The following is a 23,013-nucleotide window of genomic DNA, read 5'->3' on the forward strand; positions in this document are numbered from 1 at the left end:
AAATGCTCGCCATAGCACGAGCTATGGCTGCGCTTTGCGCCTAGATCAGGCGCCTTTTGACGTGCTGCTCGGGCACGCTCGAAAAACTCTCAGCCTCTGAGGCATCCTTCCCAGGACCATCTTCACCTATCACCTCACGTTAGACCTTTCACCTTTCACGTTTCACGCAAAATGTTCCATCACCTCGACCCCTACGCCGGCGATCCCATCCTGTCCTTGAACGAGGCCTACGGCAACGACCCACGGCCGCACAAGATCAACTTGTCGATCGGCATCTACTTCGACGACGCGAATCACATTCCAGTGCTCGGCTGCGTGCACGAGGCCGAGGCGCAGTTGCTGGCCGAGGGCGCGGCCAAGCCCTACCTGCCCATCGAAGGCGCGCCGGCATGCCGCCGCGAGGTGCAGCGGCTGCTGTTCGGCCCGAATCACGAGGCAGTGAAGAGCAACCGCATCGCCACATTGCAGACGGTGGGCTCGAGCGGCGGACTCAAAGTGGGCGCCGATTTTCTGAAGCGCTGGTTCCCGAACAGCGCCATCTGGGTAAGCGACCCGACCTGGGACAACCACCGCGCGATGTTCGAGGGTGCTGGCTTTCAGGTGAATACCTACCCGTACTACGACTCGGCCACCGGCGGCTTGAAGTTCGATGCGATGCTGGCCGCACTGCGCGAGCTTCCGCCCAAGAGCATCGTGCTGCTGCACGCCTGCTGCCACAACCCGACGGGGGTGGACTTGTCGCCGGCGCAATGGCAGCAGTTGATTCCGGTGCTGCGCGAGCGCGACCTGCTGCCCTACCTCGACCTCGCCTATCAGGGGTACGGCGACGGGATCGAGGAGGACGCTTTCGCGGTGCGCGAACTCGCGAGCGCGGGGCTGTCGTTCTTCATCGCCAATTCGTTCTCGAAGAGCATGAGCCTGTACGGAGAACGCGCCGGCGCATTGAGCGCGGTGTGCCCGAGTGCAGCGCAGGCGGAGCTGGTGCTCGGCCAGTTGAAGGCCACGGTGCGGCGCAACTATTCGAGCCCGCCGATCCACGCGGGCCTGGTGGTTGCGAAGGTACTGTCGGAGCCCAAGCTGCGCGCCGCGTGGGAAGCCGACGTGGCAGCAATGCGCGAGCGCATCCTCGCCATGCGCAAGAGCTTGCACGCCGTGCTCACCGCGAAGCTGCCGGGGCGCAATTTCGACTACTTCCTGACCCAGCGGGGCATGTTCAGCTACACCGGGCTGACAGCCGCCCAAGTGGATCGCCTGCGTGAGGAACATGCGGTGTATCTGGTGCGATCGGGGCGGATGTGCATCGCCGGGTTGAATACCAAGAACGTAGAAGCCACTGCGGTGGCGATGGCGGAAGTGCTGGCTTGAATTCGTAGGCGGATGCCACCTGGGTGCAGGCGCCTCAGGTGCATCCGAGTCCTCAAGAGAGCGTCCAGAAGTTCCGGCGGGAAGGTCCTGGGCCACCCGCCGTTTTTTTTATTCAAAGACACCACTTGAACGATGAGCACGCTGACAGGCTTCGGGCTTGGCCTGCGCACCGAGCACTACCGCGACTTCGTCGACGAGAAGCCGGCGGTCGATTGGCTCGAGGTCATCTCTGAGAACTACCCGCGCTTATGTCGCGGCGCATCCATCGCGACAGCCATCCATTCGCTGGTACGGCGATCAATTGCCGCTGTTCATGGCCGAGAACGAGGCTCTGGTGCCGCATCCTGCGCTGATCGACCTGGCCCGCATGGAATGGGCCTTGCGCAGCGCCTTTGATGCAGCCGATGCGAACACGCTCGATCCGGCAAAACTGTCGCGTGGGTTCCGCGTAGACCCCCTCACCCCAACCCTCTCCCCCGAGTGGGGGAGAGGGAGTCCGTACCGGTTTCAGCACGCGCGCATTGCCAATCTTCAACGGTCTCAACCTCTCAGATGCCCGACCCGTCGTTCGGCCAAGAACGTGAAAGATCTCGCACTTTCCCCCAACGCGCGGGCTTGGTGCCCTTCAGGTGCCGGTATAGGGCAATGAAAATCGAAAGCGCCTGAATCCGAGGGCACTAGGAGGCGACTGATCAATGCACCGCATCTGTACTGCCGTTGGCCCGAAGCTGCCCCATGAGACCTCGACATTCAGTGACCGCGCCGTGCGCGGCATCACCTGCCGGCCGAAGGCAGCAGTTGCTGCGGCCCTGTGGCTTGTCTTGCTCGGCGCGACGCCCCGTGTGTGCATGGCTCAAAGCGGCGAGCCGATCAAGCCGATCCCCCTCGAGCCCCAACTCGACTTGCGCAAGGTTGCTCTCGGCGATCGGCTGTTTCATGACAAGCGGTTGTCGAAGGACAACTCGCTCTCATGCGCGAGCTGCCACGACTTGTCCAAGGGCGGCGTCGACGGCCTGCCGTCATCGATCGGCATTGGTGGCGCGAAGGGGCCGATCAACGCACCGACCGTCTTCAACAGCAGCCTGAATTTCAGGCAGTTCTGGGACGGCCGGGCCGCTTCGCTCGAGGAACAGGTCGCCGGCCCAGTGCACAACCCGAAGGAGATGGGAAGCAACTGGACCGAGGTGCTCGGCAAGCTGGCCCAGGACGGTCCACTTGTCGGGGAGTTCAAGGCCACCTACCGCGACGGATTGCAGACCAGGAACATCCAGGATGCAATCGCCGTCTTCGAGCGCTCGCTGACCACACCGAATTCGCGCATCGACAAGTATCTGAAGGGTGACCAGAAGGCGCTCTCGCCCGACGAGCTGCTCGGCTACCAGTTGTTCAAGGCGTACGGTTGCGTTGCCTGCCAAGGCGTCAACATCGGCGGCAACATGTTCCAGACCTTCGGCGTGATGGGCGACTATTTCGAAAAGCGCGGCAACACCACGGTGGCCGACCTGGGTCGCTATAACGTCACGAAAAGCGAAGCTGACAAACACGTATTCAAGGTTCCGAGCTTGCGCAATGTCGCTCTGACCGCACCGTACTTCCACGACGGCTCGGCAAAGACGCTGAACGACGCAGTGGACGTGATGTTCAAGTATCAGCTCGGACGCCCCGCCTCTGCACAAGACAAGAAATTGATCGTCAAGTTTCTGCACACGCTGACAGGCGAGTACAAGGGCCGCCCCTTGCAGCGGGCCGACTCCGATGCCGCGCGTCAGCCGTGAACATGAGGCCCTTTTTGGATCCCGTTCGCTGATCCCTGCGGCACCTGCGGGTCCGCGCTGACAGCAGGGCGACCGCCCTTCCAGTAGAGTGCCCAAGACCTTTCCGTTCAGAAACCGAGGACGATGGTGAGCAACAAGAAGCTCAAAGGGCTGTGGAGCAGTTCGCCGCTTGCCGCGAACGACATGGCGTCGGTGAGTTTGCAGTGACCGCGCTTCACGACCTCGGCACCCGGGAGCTCGTGGCGGCCTACCGCGCCAAGACACTTTCTCCCGTCGAAGTCACCCGGGCCGTCCTTGTCCACATCGAGGCTTGGGAACCACATCTCCATGCCACCTACGCGCTCGACGCGGACGCCGCATTGACCCAGGCCGAAGCATCGCAAGCGCGATGGCTCAAGGGCACGCCGCAAGGCGCGCTGGACGGCGTGCCGGCGACGATCAAGGAGAACATCGCGACGCGCGGCGTACCGGTGCCGCTCGGCACTGCAGCCACCGATCTCGTTCCTGCTGAACGCGATGCACCGCCGGCGGCGCGGCTTCGCGAGGCGGGCGCGGTCATCCTCGGCAAGACGACCATGCCCGACTACGGGATGCTCTCGTCAGGGCTGTCGAGCTTTCACCCTCTCACGCGCAATCCGTGGGACCTGCGCCGGAACCCCGGCGGCAGCAGTTCCGGCGCGGGGGCCGGTGCTGCCGCGGGCTACGGCCCGCTGCATGTGGGGACTGACATCGGCGGCTCGTTGCGCCTGCCGGCCGGCTGGTGCGGCATCTTCACCCTCAAGCCCAGCCTCGGTCGCATTCCCATCTTTCCGCCTTACGCCGGCCGGGTGGCGGGGCCGATGACGCGCGCGGTCGAAGACGCGGCACTCATGCTGCCAGTGTTGAGCCGACCCGATGCGCGCGACACCATGAGCCTGCCGCACCAAGACATCGCGTGGATGCACTTGAACCGCGATGTTCGCGGCCTGAAGATCGGCTTGCTGATGGACGCCGGCTGGGGGTTCCCCGTCGAGCCACAGATTCGTGCTGCCGTCGAGGCCGCCGCCAAAGCCTTCGAAGCCGCGGGGTCGATCGTCGAGCCGATGAAGCCCTTCATGACACGTGCCATGGCCGAAGGCATGGATCAGTTCTGGCGCATGCGCTCGTGGATCGACATCTCTGCCCTGAGCGAGGGGAAGCGAAGCAAGGTCCTGCCCTTCATCGTCGAGTGGGCGCGCGGCGCAGCCGATCTCACAGGTGCGCAGGTGTTCAAGGGCTACAGCCAGATGGGCACCATGCGCGACGCGGCCATCGCCGCCTGCGTGCCCTTCGACTTCGTGCTTTCGCCCACCTCGCCAATTCCCGCCTACGCGGCTGAACTGCCCTCGCCCACCAATGACCCGCAGCGCCCCTTCGAGCACATCGCCTTCACGCTGCCCTACAACATGAGCGAGCAGCCGGCCGCGTCGATCAACTGCGGGTACACGAATGACGGCGTGCCGATCGGCCTGCAAATCATCGGCAAGCGATTCGACGACCTTGGCGTGATGCAACTCTCGCGTGCCTGGGAACGTATGCGGCCTGCGCAGCGGGCCTGGCCGTCACCGCCATCCGTCGTGACATGCCCATGAAATTCCTGATGTGACTGCGTGTCGGCGCGTCGCTGAGATTCGCGAGGCCGGAACTGCTTTCGCTTTCTTGGTATCAGTAGATTTAACGCTGCGTCACATTTGAGAATTTGGCCAAGACTGCATGTTGCTGCTGGCCAGATGTTGAAGGGATGGCAGTGTTACGTTCCGTGTTGGACAAAATACATGAGCAGAATTTGCCTGGAACGCCGTTTACCACGCCGAGGGGCTTTCCCGCCTGGAAGGTAGAGGGAACACGGCAGGCCCGCTTGTTCAATGGCAGGGCCTTGATGCCCCTGGCGTTCATGAAACATGCCCAGTCGAGCACGGTACTGGAGGACTGGCAGGCTGAGCATTCGACGGTCCACGCGGACGAGCCGGTCAACAAGAAGGGCCAGTCTCTGATCGGATGCTGCGGCGCGCACCTGGTCGACCGCTACTCTGAATCGGCTAAAAAAAAGGGTCCCAGGTGCCACAGCGTTTCCATCGAGAAAAAGCGCGTCACGTTCCTGAACCGGGCCATTGAGTACATCCGCCAAGCACCCGAATCCGAGTGTCAAGACTTGCTTGAGCGGCTGAGCAAATGGGACATCACGGAAGCGACGAGTTCCGAGCTTGAGCTGGAACGTCGGAAATGGGGGCCCCCCGTGCCCCAGACCGTAGCAATGGATGCGGTCAAGCGGCGGCGTCAAGGATGAAGAGCAACACCGCTGCGTGCACCCCAGCGCTGAGCTGGGACGTACGAGCAGATCAAATCCCGAAGTCGATGAGCGGCTAGCACAGACATTGTCCCCTGTCAGGTTCCACACCCAACGAGGGGCCGGTTCAGTTCAATAATAGATCCAAAAGTTACCCAATCCGTCTTTGCCCGGCACCTGGAAATATTTTTTGCCCAGGCTTTTTGTGCAGAACTCATCGCTGAATCCCTGCACCGTCACCCAGGTGTGATTCCATGCGATGAATTCGGAATGCTATGTGTTTGGAGCGAGCTTCTCGTCGCAATACCCGGCGTCCCTTCCGTTGTTAACGCTACCCGTTATGTAGATAGAATGGGCGTTGCGGCTTGTCTTGACCATAATGTTGTGATACCCGCCCCACGTGGACGCCCCTCCTAATGCGTCGGCACTGCCATGCAGCCCAGCAAAAGCGCAGATGATGGCCGCTGACTTAATGAAGGTTCTCGATAAAAAAGATGACATCTTGTGCTTCCTAGCAGTTGGTTTTCCAAGTCCAACTGAAGTCCCCCGTCAGGGGTTTTGCATCGACCTTGACTTCGCGCCGATATCCTCGAACCCGGGCTTTTCGCATTTACGCGATACGCTGTTCGTGGTCGCATTGTTCCGCCTCGGCGCCGTGGAATCGTTGCGAAGGCATGACCTTTCAATGAACTTTAAAGTCGTGTGGACGAGAAGTATTTCACGGGCCACCCGCCCTGACCGCGGAACGGTGCAACGCTTCCTGCCGGAAATCGTGGAGGGCGACAAGCGCATCCTCATTATTGACGGCAAGCCCGTGCCGTCCTCGCTTGCGCGCATTCCGCAAGGCAGCGAAATCCGCGGCAACCTCGCTGCGGGGGCAAAGGCGTCGCGCAAGCCTTGTCCGACAGGGGCCGCGACGACCGCTACTCTGAATCGGCTGAAGAAACGGGTCCCAGTCGCCACAGCATTTCCATCGAGAAAAAGCGCGTCGCGTTCTTAAACCGGGCCATTGAGTACATCCGCCAAACACCCGAATCCGAGTGTCGAGACTTGCTTGAGCGGCTGAACAAATGGGACATCACGGAAGCGACGAGTTCCGAGCTTGAGCTGGAACGTCGGAAATGGGGGGCCGCCCCCGGGCCCCATCCCGTGCCCCAGACCGTAGCAATGGATGCGGTCAAGCGGCGGCGTCAAGGATGAAGAGCAACACCGCTGCGTGCACCCCAGCGCTGAGCTGGGACGCACGAGCAGCTCCAATCCAGGGCTGAGAGGCTGAGAGTATTTCGCGAACATTCCCGCGCTTTGGCGAACGCTCGGTCCGAGACGCCACGCTGCGGGCATTCAGTGCCACACACCGAAGCGAAGAAGCCATCGAGCATGGCCTGCTGCGACTGATTTCGCATCGAGCAAGGCGCCGATCAGTGCGGGCAGCGGCAGCTTGCGGCTACGGGTGAAGGCATTGGGGAAGTCGGGGTGTCGCGCGATCTGCGCAAAGTCGTCGTTGGCACTTCGTTCGAACAACTCCAGCATCAAATGCTGTATGAATCAACAGCATTCGGGCTGCCGTATTGCTCAACCTTGTCAAGAGTAAATTCACCAATAAAACCAAATAATTGAAGTTGAGGCAGAGCCCCTCGAAATGACCAATCACACCCATCACACAAAGGTCATGGGTTGAACATTACTTGCGAGGGCCCGGCACGAAGAATGAGACATACGACACGCTTCGCGTCAACACGATTCGCCGAGACCTAGCAAGTTTTCTGCGAGTCACTCCCGCGTGTGGCGTCCGTATCTTTGATCCTTTGATCGATGTGACCGGATCAAATACCGGCACGCACCGGCTTCGCCTGCGTCTTTCGCTCATCACGTAATGGAAATGAGCCTTGACTCGGACGAACCTTTGCAGTCCCCCTTCCACAATGCAACTAAGTGAGAATTAAGTATGAAACATGTTCTTCGTCGGATTTACTATTTTGTAGCGGCAATGGCGGCCGCAGCGGGAGTTTCGAATGCATCTGCTGGCGGGACCGGTGTCACTCTCCACAATCAGACAAATGGCTGCATACGTACGTATACACTCAAAGGATACACTGACACTTATCCTTGGCAGACTCAGAAATTAAAGAATATCGAATCAAATAGGTGGTATCAGGCTTCTGTCTTCTCGACGTCTACGTGTGGCGGTAGGGCCGTAAGGAACGTGTCGTTCTACAGTCATAGTAAAGACGACTGGTACGTAGATCGGAGCGTGCGGGGATACGGGCAAATATGGTAGTAGACGACTGGTACGTACCGCGCTGAAGGTACGCTGAAGGGAGAACCGCCCATTGAGGACACGGGCAAGAGTTGGAAAGGCGCGCCGATTTCTTCGAGCAAGATGTGCGGCGCCATCGCGGCAGTGCCCGAGGAGCGGTGCAATTGAAGCGTGAGGCGGTTTCTGCCCTTGGCTGCCTGTGACGCAGGTCACGGGCGCAAAACGCCATCGCGCCGTCCGCGACCAATGCAGCCCGCACAACCCGCGGCGCAATCTATCACCGGCGCTGGAGCCGCGCAGCAGCCCCCCTACATTGCCTCCCATGGGATTCGATCCGACCTCTGCCGCACCGCACAAGGCCACGCGGCGCGGCTCTTCAGAGTGCGTACCGCAAGCTCGACCGCTTGAATGCTTGAATGATCGGCTCGGGTAGCACCCGACCCGTTCCAGTCACGTCCAACCTTGGGGGCGTGGCCGACGTGCTCGCGCATTTTGTGCAACAGTGGCGACCCGTCCGCATCGCGTGATCACCATGAAACTGCTGTTCGTTGCCGACCCGCTCGAGGTCTTCAAAACCTACAAAGACACGACCTTCTCGATGATCCGAGAAGCGGCATCGCGGGGTCATGACATCTTCGCTTGCGAACCCAAAGACCTGGTGTGGGAACGCGACAGTCAGGTGATGGCACTGTGCCGCGACATCACCCTCACAGCCGACCCGCACGATTGGTTCAACGAACGTGCGAAGCCAAGGCTCGCGCTTGCCGACGTCGACGCCGTGATCATGCGCAAAGACCCGCCCTTCGACAGCGAGTACTTTTACGCGACACACCTTCTGCAGCAGGCTGAACGCGAAGGGGCACGCGTGTTCAACAAACCTGCGACGCTTCGCGACCACCCTGAGAAGCTCGCGATTCTGGAGTTCCCGCAGTTCATCGGGCCCACCCTCGTGACTCGCGACGAGCAAGCCATCAAGCGCTTCCATGCCGAGCACCAGGACATCATCCTGAAGCCGCTCGACGGCATGGGCGGCATGGGCATCTTTCGCGTGGGCCCCGACGGGTTGAACCTCGGCAGCATCGCTGAAACGCTAAACAAACAGGGCACGAGGACGGTGATGGTGCAACGCTTCCTGCCGGCAATCGTGGAGGGCGACAAGCGCATCCTCGTCATTGACGGCAAGCCCGTGCCGTACTCGCTTGCACGCATTCCGCAAGGCAGCGAAATCCGCGGCAATCTCGCTGCGGGCGGCAAAGGCGTCGCGCAAGCCTTGTCCGACAGGGATCGCGAGATCGCGGAAAGCATCGGTCTCGTCCTGGCGGCGCGAGGCCTGCTGCTGATCGGCCTCGACGTGATTGGCGACTGTCTCACCGAGATCAACGTCACGAGTCCTACCTGTTTCCAGGAGATCATGCAGCAAACTGGCTTTGACGTTCCAAAGATGTTCGTCGACGCGCTGGAAGCGGCAATTCGCCGCAGTTGAGCAGCGTGCCACTCGATCGCGCGTGAAGCCATACGCGCGACAATGCCGCTTTTGCTCCGTCGCGCCCATGGCTGTCCTCTCCCTTTCCAACGCTCATCTCGCCTACGGCCACGTCGCGCTGCTGGACGATGCCAACTTCTCACTCGAAACCGGTGAGCGCCTCGGGCTCATTGGCCGCAATGGCGCCGGCAAGTCGTCGCTGCTGAAGATACTCGCCGGGCTCGAAAAGCCCGACGATGGGCTCCTGCAAATGACACAAGGACTGCGCATCGAGTACGTGCCGCAAGAGCCCGTCTTCGATTTGCAGATGAGCGTCTTCGATGTGGTGAGCGAAGGCGTGGCGCAGGCAAAGGCTGTGCGCCAGCAATACGAGGAACATGCCGAGGGGGTGGACCTTGATGCGCTGCAAACGCGCATCGAAGCCCTGGATGCATGGACGTGGGAGTTGCGTGTGGACACGACGCTCGCGCAACTTCACCTTGATGGCGCACGAATCGTCGGCGAACTGTCGGGCGGCATGAGAAAGCGCGTGGCGCTGGCGCGGGCGCTGGTCGCCGTGCCCGACGTGCTGCTGCTCGATGAGCCAACCAACCATCTCGATCTCGACTCCATCGCCTGGCTCGAAGAGTTGCTGCGCAACTTCAAGGGCAGCGTGATGCTGATCACCCACGATCGCGCCTTCCTGGACGGCGTGGCCACGCGCATCATCGAACTCGACCGCGGCGTGATCCGCAGCTACCCCGGCAACTTCAGTGCCTATGAGCGCATGAAAGAAGAGCAGCTGGCCTCCGAGGCGCTTGCCAGCGCTCGAGCCGACAAGCTGCTCGCGCAGGAGGAGGTGTGGATCCGCAAAGGTGTCGAGGCGCGCCGTACCCGCAGCGTTGCGCGCATCCAGCGTTTGCAAGTGCTGCGTGCACAGCGCCAGGCGCGGCGCGACTCGTTGGGGCAGGTGCGATTGGAAGTGGACTCGGGCGTTCCGAGCGGGAAGATCGTTGCTGAGCTGAAGGACGTCGGTATGCGTTTCGCCGACAAAATCATCGTCCAGGGCTTCAGCGCGACCATCCTTCGCGGCGACAAGGTCGGCCTCATCGGTCCCAATGGCGCCGGCAAGACGACGCTGCTCAAGCTCATCCTCGGAGAGCTGCACCCAACGAGCGGCAGCGTGCGTCAAGGCTCACGACTCGAAGTCGCGTACTTCGACCAGATGCGCACCAAGCTCAATCTCGATGCCACGCTTGCGGACACCATCAGCCCCGGCAGCGAATGGGTGGAGTTCAATGGCGCGCGCAAGCACGTCATGAGCTACCTCAACGATTTCCTGTTCTCACCCGAGCGTGCGAATTCACCGGTTCGCACCCTGAGCGGCGGCGAGCGCAACCGCCTGTTGCTCGCGCGGCTGTTCGCCTTGCCGGCCAACGTGCTGGTGCTCGACGAGCCCACGAACGACCTCGACATCGACACGCTCGAACTCCTCGAAGAGCTGCTGCAGAACTACGCGGGGACGGTCTTCCTTGTGAGCCATGATCGGCGCTTCCTCGACAACGTCGTGACGAGCACCATCGCCTGGGAGGGCGAGGAAGCCACCGGCCTTTGGCGTGAATACGAAGGTGGCTACGAAGACTGGAAACTGCAGCGTGATCGTGCACGGACGATGCGTGAACAGGCCATGAAAGCGGTCGACAAACCCAGGGCCGCAGCATCAGCCAAGGCCCCGCCGCTCGCTCAAAAAGCACGCAAGCTCAGCTACAAGGAGCAGCGCGAACTCGATGAGCTGCCGAACCTGATCGAGTCCTTGGAGGCCGAGCAGAAGGAGCTAGGCGATCTGCTCGGCAAGCCCGAGCTCTATGCCACCGACCCGAAGCGTGTGGCCGATGCACAGGTTCGCTTCGCGCAGATCGAGGAGGAGTTGCTTGCAGCCCTGGAGCGGTGGGAGATGCTCGGTCAGCGCTAGCGACTGAGAGGCTGAGAGTTTTTCGATCGTGCCCGCTCATCACGCCAAAAGACTCCTGCTCGTCGTTGCAAATGCTCGCCATAGCCCTGGCTATGGCTGTGCTTTGCGCCTAGATCAGGTGCCTTTTGACGCGCTGCTCGGACACGCTCGAAAAACTCTCAGCCTCTGAGCCCGCCAAACCAGCTCTCCCCGATCGCATCCGGATGCGATCGGCTGACTATCAGGCCTGCCTGCAGGTACAACGCATTCAAGAGCCGCACGGCCTTTTCTCGGTCGAAGCCGGCCCATTCGCTCATGTCGCGCAGGGTCGCGCTCTCGCGACGCAGCCGATAGATCGCAGCGAGCATGGGGCGGGAGATCGACAAGGCGCTCACATCCATCCCCGGCGCGACACGGTAGACCGCCGGGCCGGAAATCTCGGGCAGCAACTCGCTGCGTCCACCTCGTATGGCCAGCTCCCAAAGCAGAGGGGTCAGCGGCGCATGCATGCGGCCTTCCCCGACCAGCCCACTCGCTTCATTCCCGGGCGGCTGCAGCAAGGCCGGCTCGATGTGCATCACATACAACTCGAGCGGCTTTTCCAGAAGTTGCGAAATGGGAATCGGGCAGTGCACGAGCCGCTCGTCCGGGAACACCGTGAGTGGCACCACCCGTTCATCGTATTGGAGATGAATCGTCACGCGCTTGGCATGGCGTACGCAGGCGGCGACGATCTCAAGCACCTCGGACGCTGCACCGTCTTGCTCGAATCGGTACAGGTCAGCACGCAGGGAGGGACTCAGCGACGAAATTCGCGAGCTGACGCCACTCCCCGCCGCTTCGGCTTCGAGTTCCTTGAGGTAAAGCCGGTACGCGCTCGCACGCATCAGTTCCGGCTCACCAAATGGAATCGTGGGCTCAAACATGTCAGAAGGTGTTGTGTGTCACTAACTGTAGCCGCTGCTTGGGGTAATGCAAACCAAAGCCCCCGAATTCACAATGCCGAGCGGGCATCGGCCAAGGCGCGCCAGAAGCCGGCATCTTGGGTCGTGGCGAAATTGATGCGCATGAGGGAGGTCGGCCTGGGCGTTGCATGGAACAGCGCGCCCGGCGCCAGCAGCCAGCCGTCGTCAAGCATCACACGTGCGAGACGCTCGGTGTCCACGCCAACATCGACCCAGCCAAACAGTCCGCGCGGGGTGGCTGCGAAGCGGCATTCGTGCTGCTCGGCAAGTTTCACCGCCCGGCTCCGCGCCGCATCTAGCTTGGAATTGACGCGCTCTGCATGGCGGCGCAGGAGACCTTGTTCGAGACAGTGGGCGAGCGCCTGTTCCAGCAGGCTGGGGGTGGTGAGTGTGCTCAGCAGTTTGGTGTCGACGAATCGGTCGACCAAGGCGACGGGTGCGGCAATGAAGCCTACGCGCCAGTTCGGAACCAGAATCTTCGAAAAACCCGACACGTAGATCGTGCGCTCCAGCGCATCGAGGGCGGCCATGCGCGGCAGGTGTGCCGCAGCGAGGTGGGCATAGCTGTCGTCCTCGACGATGTGCAGGTCATGCTTCTGCGCGAGCCGCAGGAGGCGGTGCGCACTGCCCAGCGACAGCGATGCACCGGTCGGGTTGTGCAGCACGGACACCGTCACGTACAGGCGCGGACGATGAGCTTCAATCAGGCGCTCCATCACGGCCAGGTCGGGGCCATCCTCGCTGCGCGGCACCGGGAGCACGCGCAACCCGAGAGCGGCGAGTCGCGCATATTCGACCGACCAGCCCGGCTCGTCCACCAGAACGGATTCTCCGGCGTGGACCAGCGAGCGCGTGACGACGTCCAGGCCGTGCGTTGCGCCGACGGTGGTGATGATTTGTTCGGGCGTCGCAATGACGCCGTGGTCTGCAAGACGTGTCGCGAGCGCGCGCCGCAATCGCGGGTCGCCAGCCGGTTGGCCGTACTGCAATGCCAGGGGTGCGAGCTGTGATCCGCTTGAAACGCGGCGCAAGGCGGTGGCCAGCATCGGCAGGTCCAGCCACTCGACGGGCAGGGCGCCCAGGCCCGGCATGGGGTGCGCCCCGGGCGGCTGGAACATGCCGCGCATCAAGGTGGTTGCACTGATCGGGAGCGGCGCGGGCGGGGCTTTGGCGGCGGGCGGACGGACCGGCTCGGGCATGGCCTCGCGAACGAAAAAGCCTCGTTGGCGGCGCGCTTCGACCAGGCCCTGGGCCTGCAACTGGTCATAGGCGGCGACGACCGTGTAGGGGCTCACACCATGACGACGGGCACACTCGCGAACCGAAGGCAGGCGAGTGCCGGGGGCCAGGAGCCGCTGGCGAATGCGTTCGGAAAACCTCGCAGACAACTGCTCGGTGAGCGTGGTGTCCGCCCCGCGGGACAGTGACATGGCGCCGGTGGAATGCTTCATGGAGGCATGTGCTGGCTCAACCACCAACACAGAACGCTGTGTGTGAGGGCAAAGTGTACTGGCTCTGTGTTGGCGCGGGCCCGTAGACTGGGGCGATGGATGGCGCTCGCATGAATCACGTGTCTCACAACGAAGCGAAGGGCTTGTGGTTCGGACTGCTGGGCGTCGTGATTTTTGCGATGACGCTGCCGATGACGCGCCTTGCCGTCGGACCCGCCGCCGATCCGCAGTTGCCGCCGCTCTTCGTCACCGCCGGCCGCGCGGCGATGGCGGGGCTTCTGAGCATTGGCTATCTGCTGGCCACTGGTGCGCCCCGGCCGAGGCGCGATCAGCTCGCGAGCCTCGCGCTCAGCGCCCTGGGCACCGTGCTCGGCTTCCCGCTCTTTCTCTCGCTCGCGCTGCGCGATGTCGACGCCATGCACGCTGCCGTCATCACCGGCGTGCTGCCGTTGGGGACGGCGGTCGCCGCCGCACTCGTATTTCGCCAGCGCCCGTCAGCAGGCTTCTGGATCTGCGCCGTGCTCGGCTGCAGCATGGTGCTCGCCTTCGCGGCGCATCGGGGCAGCGGCCGCCTGAGTCCTGCCGACGGCTTGCTTCTGCTCGCCATTGCGAGCGCCTCCGTGGGCTACGTGGCCGGCGCCAAGCTTTCCAACGAGATGCCGGCCGAGCAGGTCATTTGCTGGGTGCTCGTGCTGAGCCTGCCGTTCACGGCGCCGACGACATGGGCAACCTGGCCCGCGCATGCCGTTCGAGCCAGTGCATGGACGGGCTTCGCCTATGTCACGCTATTTTCGATGTGGCTCGGCTTCTTCGCCTGGTACCGGGGCCTGGCGCTCGGCGGCACCGTGCGCGTGAGCCAGGTGCAACTTGTCCAACCCTTTCTCGCCCTGCTGTTTGCCGTCCCTGTGCTCGGTGAACCGCTGGACGCGACAACGGTGATCTTCTCGCTCGCCGTCATCGCCATCGTGTTCGTTGGCAAGAAGATGCCGACTCAGCGGGCGCCCGCCTGAAGATTTCTCAGAGTTTTTTGTCAAGGAAGCAGCATGTTCAAACAAGCCAAACGCGCAGAGCGGATGAATCCGTCGATCATTCGCGAGATCCTCAAGGTCACCGAGAAGCCGGGCATCATCTCGCTCGCCGGCGGCCTGCCGTCGCCGGACACCTTCCCGGTCGAGGCGATGCGCGAGGCGGCCGAGCGCGTGCTGCGCGACAACCCGCGCGAAGCGCTGCAGTACGCCGCGAGCGAGGGGCACGGTCCGCTGCGCGAATGGGTCGCGGGCGAGCTGAATGGGCAAGGCCTCAAGGTCGATGCATCGCAGGTGCTCATCACCACCGGATCGCAGCAGGGCCTGGACCTTGTCGGCAAGATCCTCATCGATGCGGGCAGCCGTGTTGCGGTCGAATCGCCCACCTACCTCGGGGCGCTGCAGGCCTTCACGCCTTACGAACCGGAGTTCGTCACGGTGGCGTGCGATGACAATGGCCCGCTGCCGGACGAACTCGATGTCGCCAAGGGGGCCCGGTTTCTCTACGCGCTGCCCAACTTCCAGAACCCGAGCGGCCGCTGCATGGACGCTATCCGCCGCGACGCGCTGATGGCGAAGGCGCAAGCCATCGGCCTCCCAGTCATCGAAGACAACCCGTATGGCGATCTGTGGTTCGACGCGCCGCCGCCCGCGCCGCTGTCTTCGCGCTGGGCCGACGGGTCGGTCTATCTGGGTTCGTTCTCGAAGGTGCTCGCGCCGGGCCTGCGCCTGGGTTATCTCGTCGCACCCAAGCCGCTGTACCCGAAGCTGCTGCAGGCCAAGCAAGCGGCCGATTTACACACGCCCAGCTTCAACCAGCGTGTCGTGCACGAGGTGATTCGCGACGGCTTCCTCTCGAAGCACGTGCCCACCATCCGCGCCAAGTACAAGTCACAGCGCGATGCGATGCGTGCCGCGCTCGAACGCCACATGCCCAAGGGGTGCCACTGGAATGTGCCGGTGGGAGGCATGTTCTTCTGGGTCGAACTGCCCGAGGCCGAGGATGCGATGACGCTGCTCCCGTACGCCGTAGAGAACGGCATGGCCTTCGTACCAGGCTCCGCCTTCTATGCCGACCACCCGAAACTCAACACCTTGCGCCTGTCCTTCGTCACCGTCTCCGAAGAGCGCATCGAGCAAGGCGTGGCCGCCCTGGCGAAGACCTTGAAGGAGCGCACCCTGTGAAATTCGCATTCACGCAGGTGGATGTCTTCACCGAGTCGCCGATGCGCGGCAACCCTCTCGCAGTCGTCCATTCAGCGGATGGATTGAGCGATGCGCAGATGCAGTCCTTTGCGCGATGGACGAACCTGTCGGAGACGACGTTCCTTCTGAAACCGACGTCACCGGAAGCTGACTACCGGGTCCGCATCTTCACGCCGGGTGGTGAGTTGCCATTCGCGGGTCATCCGACGCTCGGCACCTGCCATGCGTGGCTGGAGCAGGGCGGTATTCCAAAGACGGCTGGCCGTGTTGTGCAGCAGTGCGCCTACGGCCTGGTGCCGATCCGGGTGGAAGGCCGTCGCGCCGCGTTCGCTGCGCCGCCGTCGCAGCGTTCAGATGTCGACGGTGAATTGCTGTCCCGTGTGTTATCGGCGCTTGGGCTGGTGCCGTCTCAGGTACGTGCTGCGCAATGGCTGGATAACGGCCCGAAGTGGCTGGGCCTCTTGCTGACCGATGCCGACGCAGTCTTGCGAATCGAGCCGGATGACGCTGTGCTCAAGGGACTGGCCAAGGTCGGAGTGATGGGTGCACGTGCGAGCGGCGACACGCAGTTCGAGGTGCGCGCGTTCGCAGCACCGCTGGGCATTCCCGAAGACCCCGTCACCGGAAGCCTGAACGCGAGCCTGGCGCAATGGCTGATCGGCGAGGGCATCGCTCCAGCGAGCTACGTTGCCGCGCAAGGGACGTGCATGGATCGAACCGGTCGGGTCCACATTGAATGCGAAAGGGACACCGTCTGGGTCGGCGGCAATTCAGTCACTTGCATTCGCGGCGAACTGAGTCTGTGAACGCTGCGTTCGATCGTTTGACTTAAGCGGCTTGCCGAAGGAAGGTCCGCTTGAAGGAAGGGGCGCATTCTCACCCGCCCTGGACGACGTGCCGAACCACAATTAGCGGCGCAGCAAGCGCGCTACGCAGAAAGGCCGGATGGAGATTCACTGTCTCGAGCTCGGCGAGTGGAAACCAGCGGAACTCAAGAGCCTTGTCGCCTTCCGTGCCCTTGTGCGAGACGGCTTTGTCGCGTAGGCGTGACTCGGGCCTGAGAGCCGAACGAAAGTACAGGCCGACTTCATGCTGTGGCGTGCCGTTGTGCTCGAAGAAGTTCTCAACGACGAAGAGAAGCTCGCCGCACTCGATGTGTTCTTCGGTCTCCTCCAGCATTTCGCGGGCTACCGCTGCCGCACCGGCCTCGCCCGGCTCGACTCGACCGCCAGGCAGAGCCCAGATCAGATCATTCTCTAGACGGTGCAGCAGTGCGTACTCTTCCTCGACGATCACGGCCGCCGCCCGGAGATGGAATCTGTGACCGCCTATGTCGAAGCTAACCATGCGCTCTAACACCTCTGTGTGGGTCGGCACGAGAATAAAACGCCGGTCGGTGCGTTCAAGGTCCGTGCCGGCGCGATGCAGCAACGCGCCCGTCGGCTGGCTGCGCGGTGGCCGTGGCGATCACGCGGGCAGTCGACAGCGACGGGTTTGCACGCGTGTTGGCGGCCTGACTCTGCCGACCCCGTCGCCGCTGCTTCTTTGATCAGCCGCGCAAACGCCAAGCGTTGCGCAGGGATTGCCAAGCAGCAGCGCTTTCAGGGTCGCGCTCGCGAGCGAGTGCCGAATAGCGTCGCCACACGACGACGATGCTCGAGCCCAACAAACCAAGCAAGATGCCGGCAATCACGATCATGGCTCTCGACGGCTTTGACTTGTAGTCAGGCGGAATGGCCTTGTCGACTTGCTGGGGGCTCGTGCCTTCCTTGGCTTCGTCGAGTTTCGCAAGCTCGTATTGCCGCACCATGCCTTCAAGCAAGGTTTCCTGAAGCTTCAGTTCTCGGCGCGCTCGCACGTAGTCGATGGCCGCTTCAGGAATCTTTCCCACTGGCATGTCGACCGCACTCCCGCTTGCACCGTCCTGCTTGGATTCCATGCGCGCCAACTCGGCTCGCAAGGCGCGCAGTTCTGAATTCAAACGCATCACGTCCGGGTTTTGTTCGGTTGCGGAGGTTCTTAGAACCTTCAATTGCACTTCACGCTCAGCGATCAGTGCACGCAACTGCGCGGCTCCGCCGATCAGCGCCTCGGCCTGCTTGTCGAGCACGATGACACCGGATTTTTCTTGAACGCCTCGCAAGTCCTGCTCGGCCTTGATGAGGCGTTCTTTCGTGTCCTTGAGCTGTTGCTCATAAAAGACCCGGCGCTGCTGGGCTTCAGTGACCGCAAGGCGGCTCAAAACCTTGGTCAACTCTGCCGGCATGGCATTCGCAAGATCGGCGGCGAATTTCGGTTCCTTGTCATCGACTTCGATGTTGATGACGCCGCTCTTCTTGTCGGAAGAGATGCGAATGAACGAGGGGAGAGTTTTTCGAAGCACCTCGTTGGTCTGGATCTTGTAGCGCTTCTTGAGATCGAATTTCTGATCCATCTCACGAGTGACGCTGTCACTCTTCAGCAAGGCGACGTAGAGTTCATCAGGAGTCTTGGCACCCATGCCTCCTGCCAGGCCACCCAACGACCCAAGGGCGGCGAGCGCCGCTGCCGAGCCGCTTTGCTGCTGAGCCCCCGGGGGCAGCAAGGTAGCGCGAGCCGTATAAATGGGCTCACTCAGCAGTGCGACGGCCAGGGAGGCCACTGCCAAGGCAAGTGTGACGGTGCCGATGAACCGTTTGCCTTCCCCAAGCCATGTCAGCAAATCCACGAGGTGAACCTGCGGGCCGTTGTCCGCATCATCGCCGTTCACGTCTTGCGGCACCGAATCAATTTCTCTCGTGTTCATCGTGCCTCGGTGTCATTTGTTCAAGGTCTTTATCGCCGCAGCGCCCAAGCCGAACTGCGAGAAGATCTGTGACCAGTCCTTCAGGTTGCGCACCAATGCTCGACCCCAGGTTTCGTAGTCGAGCTGGTTCGGCACGATGACCGCATCGCCGGGTTGCAGCACTTGCGATTCCACGCCGCCATAGCTGAAGAAGCCGCGTTGGTCGTTGGCGCTCGATACGGTGCCGTCGGCTCGAAGGATGAACATGTTGGACTTGTCCGCGGCCTCGTCGAGCCCGGCGAGACGGATGTAATCGCCTGCCGTGCGACCGGACTTCCAGAGGAATCCGTTGTTGTTCAGCACGGCACCCGCGACTGTGACGAAGCCAGGCCTTGCCGGAACAACGATGCGATCGGAGTGCTCGAGCGGAACATCCGGCAGGGCATCGACTGTCTTGGTGTCGGGTTGCAATTCAAGCGCGACACGGCCATTCGGTTGCAATTGCGCCAGCCGAGACATCTGGGCCTGGGTCGCGGCCTGGCTGATGGCTGCGCTGCGATCGGCTCCGTCGTCACGAAGGTTGGCCGCGTTGCGCGCACCCTGGGTGGCTGACAGCGACTGCAGCCGCTGCATTGCGGCTTGAAGGTTTTCGCGTTGCCTTTGTCGTGTCTCTTCGCGAGAGAACTCCAGGCCGTACACGTACGCTTGCGGTGTAAAGCCGCCGATTCGACCGATCAGCTCTTTCAAGGTCTCGCCGGGGCGAACCTGATAGATGCCGGGCGCGCCGACCTCACCTTCGACAGACACCAGCCGTGTTTGTCGCGCCACGGGCACGCGCATGTCCTTCTGACTGAAGACCGTCACGACGTCGCCGGGAAGCAATTCGATGTCCTGTGCCGTGTCGTGCTGCAAAACCGCACGGCCCAGGTTGAAGGGAATGACCTGGGTCGACAAGTCTTTCGCATTCAGCCTTTCGACGACCGCGTAGTCCCAGTTCAACTCGTCAAACAGGGCTGCCGGTGACTTCTTTACCTTGGCCACCTCGACCCTCTCACTGCGAGCTCTCTCGTTTGCGCCCCTTGGGATGCCAGGGCTGGATTCGGGACGAGATTCTTGCAACATGCGACCAGAAGAGTCCCGAACCATATCGTTTCCGTCTGCTCTGCTCACGGGCTCGACTCGATCTTCCTCGATCATCTGCACAAGAAGATTCTTGCGGCGATAGAAGTCGGGTGAAATCAGCGCGTCCTTGTCAGGGATGAGATCGCTGATCCGCATGCCTGGACGGTACGGATAACGCAGCGGTTGAGCCACGTGGCCCTTCAGCGTGACGGCATTCGAAAACTCGGGGGAGATCTCCAGCAGCGTCACCACGTCCCCGTCACGAACTGGCTTTTGCAGGCCGGCCGCATCGAGCTTGAACTCCTCGACCAGACGCGCAGCCCTTTGTGTCGGATCGATGCGCTCGAGCTGCCCGCGGTTCTGGTTGGCAAGGACAGGTGCACCGCCCGCATATCGAAGCAAATCGCTCATCGGCTCTTGCGGCGACTTCAGTTCGTAGATGGCCGGCGTCTCGAGGGCACCCGTGAGCGCGACGCGCGGCCCGACCGGCTGGAACACAACGACATCGCCGGCCGTCAGTTGGATGTCCTTGGATTTGTCGCCCTGTACCAAGAAATCGTAAACATCCAGTTCAGACACCACTTTTCCGTCGCGGCGCAGGCTGAGCTTTCGCATGGACCCGTTCGGTCCGGGCCCGCCCGCGGCCACAACTGCCGACAGGATGGTCGACTGGCTGGGTAGCGTGTAGACGCCCGGGCGCTGCGCGGGGCCAACCACGAAAATCTTCACGCCTCGCAGATGACCCAGGGTCACGTTCAGGCTGAAGTTGGTGAAGACACGCCCAATCTGGGCGCGAAGGTGATGCTCGATCTCGGACGCCTTCACGCCAGCGACATTGATGCTGCCGACCTTGGGCAGGCTGATCTGGCCATTGCGGTCGACGGTGGCACGATAGTCAACGTCGATCGATCCCCATGCGCGAATCACGAGCTCGTCACCTGGTCCCACCACGTAGTCGCCCGATACGGGCACGTTGTCGAGGGGGCTCTGCGCTTCGCCGGCTTCGGTGAAAAAGTTCGCGCCGAAGACCGGCAACAGGCGACCGGTCGCGCCCTCCACGAAGCGCTGGAATTCGCTGGGTCGTGAAGGCGTCTCGGGACGTTGACGTTGGGGCTGGCGTTCTGTGTCGGCCGGCGTCGTGCGGGTCTGGTTTCCCGTTGGCTGCGGATTCGTGGAGTCGCGGCTTCCGTTAGGCGAGCGCAGGGGGGGCGTCGTTCCACTGCTGGAGTCCGGCGTGTTCTGTCCTTGCGTCCCCGGCCGGGTTGGCGCCGTCTGTGACGTCGGCGGCATGTAGCCCGGCGTCACGAAGGTGCCGCCGCTGGTATTGTCAGTTGGCGTTTGAGCTAAAACCGCACCGTTCAGCAGGCACAGGGCAAGCAGGATTCGAAATTGGCGCATGCGGAAGTGGGCGAAAGCCGAAGATGAACAACGAAGTCAGAGGCTGAGAGTATTTCGAGCGTGTCCGAGCAGCACGTCAAAAGGCACCTGATCTAGGCGCAAAGCGCAGCCATAGCTCGTGCTGTGGCGAGCATTTGCAACGACGAGCAGGGGTCTTTTGGCGTGATGAGCGGGCATGATCGAATTACTCTCAACCTCTCAGGCCGGGCGACCCAGGTGGCCTCTGTGGGGCTTCAAGGCGCGGCACGGTTTCCGACCCGCGATGGCGCCGGCAGCCCGCGATGGTAATGGATGCGAAAGGCGCCTCTGAAAGCAAGTGCGACGGCCAAGCCTCTGAGCTGCAATCTATGATGGACGTGGAGGCCCGCATGTCAGTCGAGAACGCTCACCCCACCATCGAACTGTTCCGCGAGGACGCCCGTCTTCGCGATTGTGAGGCACGCATCAGCGGCATTGACGAGCGCGGCATCCGACTGGATCGCACGGTCTTCTACCCCCATGGCGGAGGCCAGGCGGGCGACAGCGGCGAATTGCGGCTGGCGGGCGATGTTCGGATCGCGATTGCTGACACACGCAAAGGCGAATCGCAGGGCGAGATCGTCCACGTCCCCGCAGCCGGCCAGGAGGCGGAACTCGCCTCACTCAAGGTCGGCGATGCAGTCATCGCCGCCATCGACTGGGAGCGCCGCTATCGGCACATGCGCTTTCACACGGCGACGCATCTCCTGTGCGCGTTGATCCCGCATCCCGTGGACGGTTGTTCGATCACTGCGGCCTATGCGCGCCTCGATTTCCACATGAGCGAGCCCCTCGACAAGGAGGGGCTCACCGCGGGTCTGGCAAGACTCGTGTCAGCCTCGCACCCAGTTGCCCACCGCTGGATCATCGACGCCGAACTCGATGCGAACCCAAGCCTCGTGCGCAGCATGAGCGCCCAACCGCCGCGCGGCACCGGCCGGGTGCGTCTGCTGGAGATCGAAGGCGTCGACCTTCAGCCCTGCGGAGGTACGCATGTGTCGAACACATCCGAAATTGGCGCAGTGGTCGTGACCAAGATTGAAAAGAAGTCGTCCATGACCCGACGGGTCGTGCTCGGCTTCCTCGATTGAATCGGCGAAGGACGCGGCCGGCGCCCCTCGCTCCAGGTCATTCCTTGCGGAAGTGATCGTGGCATGCCTTGCAAGCCTGACCCACCGGACCGAAAGCGGTCTTGATGGCGTCCAGGTTGCCAGTCTTGGCGGCAGCGTTCAGCTTGGTCATTTCTTCCTGCATCTTCGCGGCAGCGGCGCGGAATTTATCGCCCTCGGTCCACACCTCCGGCTTGGCCTTGGTGTCGCCCTTGTCGGTGCCTTCGCCGAAGGCGGAATAGGGAAGCGGGGACATCATGGTCGCGATTTCGGCGTTCTGGGCCACCGCCTTCGCGTCGAAGGGAACACGGCCGTTGGCCATTGCGCCGACGCGGCCGAAGTGCGTCGCCATCACGTTGAATGCGGCCTTGCGGTATTTGATGGCGTCTTCGGGCTTCTGGAACTGCGCGGCAGCAGGCAGCGCAGCGATCAAACCGGAGACAACGGCGGCTGCCAGGATCAGTTTCTTCATTCCAGCGTTCTCCACGACGATTGTCGGATTGATGAATGCCTCAGAGGCTGAGAGTTTCTCGATCATGCCCGCTCATCACGCCAAAAGCCCCCTGCTCGTCGTTGCAAATGCTCGCCATAGCCAAGCTATGGCGAGCATTTGCGCCTGGATCAGGCGCCTTTTGACGTGCTGCTCGGACACGTTCGAATACTCTCAGCCTCTCACACGGCGGGGCGCTGCCGCACCAGCGCGAGTGCGGATGAGTGTACGCAGCCGACCATGATGGCATTGCGCTCGCTCGGGTAAATCCCAGGAGGGCAAACGCACATGATCCGCCCTCTTGCGGCTCCCCTACTGCGGCGTTCGGAGCAGACTTTGTTGCGGTTAGG

General features: G+C 62.3%; 18 protein-coding genes and 1 pseudogene. 12 read left to right on the top strand and 7 right to left on the bottom strand.

Annotated features, from left to right (window positions below; genetic code table 11):
- Positions 1-171: 171 nt before the first annotated feature.
- The 6 genes and pseudogenes from AC30NL_RS03125 to AC30NL_RS03150 all read left to right on the top strand — a co-directional run.
- On the top strand, positions 172-1,365 hold the full coding sequence (locus AC30NL_RS03125; protein ID WP_489462554.1) for an amino acid aminotransferase: 1,194 nt from the start codon (positions 172-174) through the stop codon (positions 1,363-1,365).
- Positions 1,366-1,497: 132 nt separating this feature from the next.
- Positions 1,498-1,761 (top strand): multinuclear nonheme iron-dependent oxidase, encoded by a 264-nt coding sequence (locus AC30NL_RS03130; protein WP_489462555.1) that lies wholly within the window; start codon positions 1,498-1,500, stop codon positions 1,759-1,761.
- Between the two features lie 299 nt (positions 1,762-2,060).
- Positions 2,061-3,140, top strand: coding sequence for a cytochrome-c peroxidase (locus AC30NL_RS03135; RefSeq protein WP_489462556.1), 1,080 nt, complete (start codon positions 2,061-2,063; stop codon positions 3,138-3,140).
- 203 nt (positions 3,141-3,343) lie between these two features.
- The gene (locus AC30NL_RS03140; RefSeq protein ID WP_489462557.1) at positions 3,344-4,750 is read left to right on the top strand and encodes an amidase; all 1,407 of its coding nucleotides are present in this window, start codon (positions 3,344-3,346) and stop codon (positions 4,748-4,750) included.
- A 149-nt stretch (positions 4,751-4,899) separates the two neighbouring features.
- Positions 4,900-5,445: a YopJ family acetyltransferase gene (locus AC30NL_RS03145; RefSeq protein ID WP_489462558.1), complete on the top strand. Its 546-nt coding sequence runs from the start codon at positions 4,900-4,902 to the stop codon at positions 5,443-5,445.
- 748 nt (positions 5,446-6,193) lie between these two features.
- Positions 6,194-6,399 (top strand): annotated as a pseudogene (locus AC30NL_RS03150) (ATP-grasp domain-containing protein); the annotation flags it as partial.
- 387 nt (positions 6,400-6,786) lie between these two features.
- Here AC30NL_RS03150 and AC30NL_RS03155 read toward each other — a convergent pair.
- On the bottom strand, positions 6,787-6,975 hold the full coding sequence (locus AC30NL_RS03155) for a hypothetical protein (RefSeq protein ID WP_489462559.1): 189 nt from the start codon (positions 6,973-6,975) through the stop codon (positions 6,787-6,789).
- Positions 6,976-8,234: 1,259 nt separating this feature from the next.
- Between AC30NL_RS03155 and gshB the strand changes: the two genes are divergently transcribed.
- Both gshB and AC30NL_RS03165 read left to right on the top strand, forming a co-directional pair.
- Positions 8,235-9,185: a glutathione synthase gene (gene gshB / locus AC30NL_RS03160; protein WP_489462560.1), complete on the top strand. Its 951-nt coding sequence runs from the start codon at positions 8,235-8,237 to the stop codon at positions 9,183-9,185.
- A gap of 67 nt (positions 9,186-9,252) precedes the next feature.
- Positions 9,253-11,136 carry an ATP-binding cassette domain-containing protein gene (locus tag AC30NL_RS03165; protein ID WP_489462561.1) on the top strand — a complete coding sequence of 628 codons (1,884 nt, stop codon included), beginning with the start codon at positions 9,253-9,255 and terminating at the stop codon, positions 11,134-11,136.
- A 158-nt stretch (positions 11,137-11,294) separates the two neighbouring features.
- On the opposite strand, the gene AC30NL_RS03170 is transcribed toward AC30NL_RS03165, so the two are convergent.
- Both AC30NL_RS03170 and AC30NL_RS03175 read right to left on the bottom strand, forming a co-directional pair.
- A complete protein-coding gene (locus tag AC30NL_RS03170) occupies positions 11,295-12,041 on the bottom strand; it encodes a hypothetical protein (protein WP_489462562.1) in 747 nt (248 codons plus the stop codon).
- A 68-nt stretch (positions 12,042-12,109) separates the two neighbouring features.
- Positions 12,110-13,531, bottom strand: coding sequence for an aminotransferase-like domain-containing protein (locus AC30NL_RS03175; RefSeq protein ID WP_489462563.1), 1,422 nt, complete (start codon positions 13,529-13,531; stop codon positions 12,110-12,112).
- Positions 13,532-13,641: 110 nt separating this feature from the next.
- Between AC30NL_RS03175 and AC30NL_RS03180 the strand changes: the two genes are divergently transcribed.
- From AC30NL_RS03180 to AC30NL_RS03190, 3 genes are read left to right on the top strand one after another with little or no spacing between them, the layout of a single operon-like run.
- Positions 13,642-14,541 (top strand): DMT family transporter, encoded by a 900-nt coding sequence (locus AC30NL_RS03180; RefSeq protein WP_489462564.1) that lies wholly within the window; start codon positions 13,642-13,644, stop codon positions 14,539-14,541.
- 33 nt (positions 14,542-14,574) lie between these two features.
- On the top strand, positions 14,575-15,741 hold the full coding sequence (locus tag AC30NL_RS03185; protein ID WP_489462565.1) for an aminotransferase-like domain-containing protein: 1,167 nt from the start codon (positions 14,575-14,577) through the stop codon (positions 15,739-15,741).
- Positions 15,738-16,568, top strand: a complete 831-nt coding sequence (locus tag AC30NL_RS03190) for a PhzF family phenazine biosynthesis protein (protein WP_489462566.1) — start codon at positions 15,738-15,740, stop codon at positions 16,566-16,568. Before AC30NL_RS03185 ends, AC30NL_RS03190 begins: the two co-directional genes overlap by 4 nt.
- Positions 16,569-16,638: 70 nt before the next feature.
- Here AC30NL_RS03190 and AC30NL_RS03195 read toward each other — a convergent pair whose 3' ends face one another.
- The 3 genes from AC30NL_RS03195 to AC30NL_RS03205 all read right to left on the bottom strand — a co-directional run bounded on the left by AC30NL_RS03195 (position 16,639) and on the right by AC30NL_RS03205 (position 21,046).
- Positions 16,639-17,193: an NUDIX hydrolase gene (locus AC30NL_RS03195; protein ID WP_489462567.1), complete on the bottom strand. Its 555-nt coding sequence runs from the start codon at positions 17,191-17,193 to the stop codon at positions 16,639-16,641.
- Between the two features lie 118 nt (positions 17,194-17,311).
- A complete protein-coding gene (locus AC30NL_RS03200; protein WP_489462568.1) occupies positions 17,312-18,547 on the bottom strand; it encodes a Wzz/FepE/Etk N-terminal domain-containing protein in 1,236 nt (411 codons plus the stop codon).
- 12 nt (positions 18,548-18,559) lie between these two features.
- The gene (locus tag AC30NL_RS03205) at positions 18,560-21,046 is read right to left on the bottom strand and encodes a polysaccharide biosynthesis/export family protein (protein ID WP_489462569.1); all 2,487 of its coding nucleotides are present in this window, start codon (positions 21,044-21,046) and stop codon (positions 18,560-18,562) included.
- A 368-nt stretch (positions 21,047-21,414) separates the two neighbouring features.
- On the opposite strand from AC30NL_RS03205, the gene AC30NL_RS03210 reads away from it, so the two are divergent.
- The gene (locus AC30NL_RS03210; protein ID WP_489462570.1) at positions 21,415-22,155 is read left to right on the top strand and encodes an alanyl-tRNA editing protein; all 741 of its coding nucleotides are present in this window, start codon (positions 21,415-21,417) and stop codon (positions 22,153-22,155) included.
- Between the two features lie 37 nt (positions 22,156-22,192).
- Here the strand turns inward: AC30NL_RS03210 and AC30NL_RS03215 are convergent, their stop codons facing one another.
- Positions 22,193-22,645 (bottom strand): c-type cytochrome, encoded by a 453-nt coding sequence (locus tag AC30NL_RS03215; RefSeq protein ID WP_489462583.1) that lies wholly within the window; start codon positions 22,643-22,645, stop codon positions 22,193-22,195.
- Positions 22,646-23,013: the final 368 nt, after the last annotated feature.

Source organism: Rhizobacter sp. (genome assembly GCA_021153565.1).
GTDB lineage: Bacteria > Pseudomonadota > Gammaproteobacteria > Burkholderiales > Burkholderiaceae_C > Albitalea.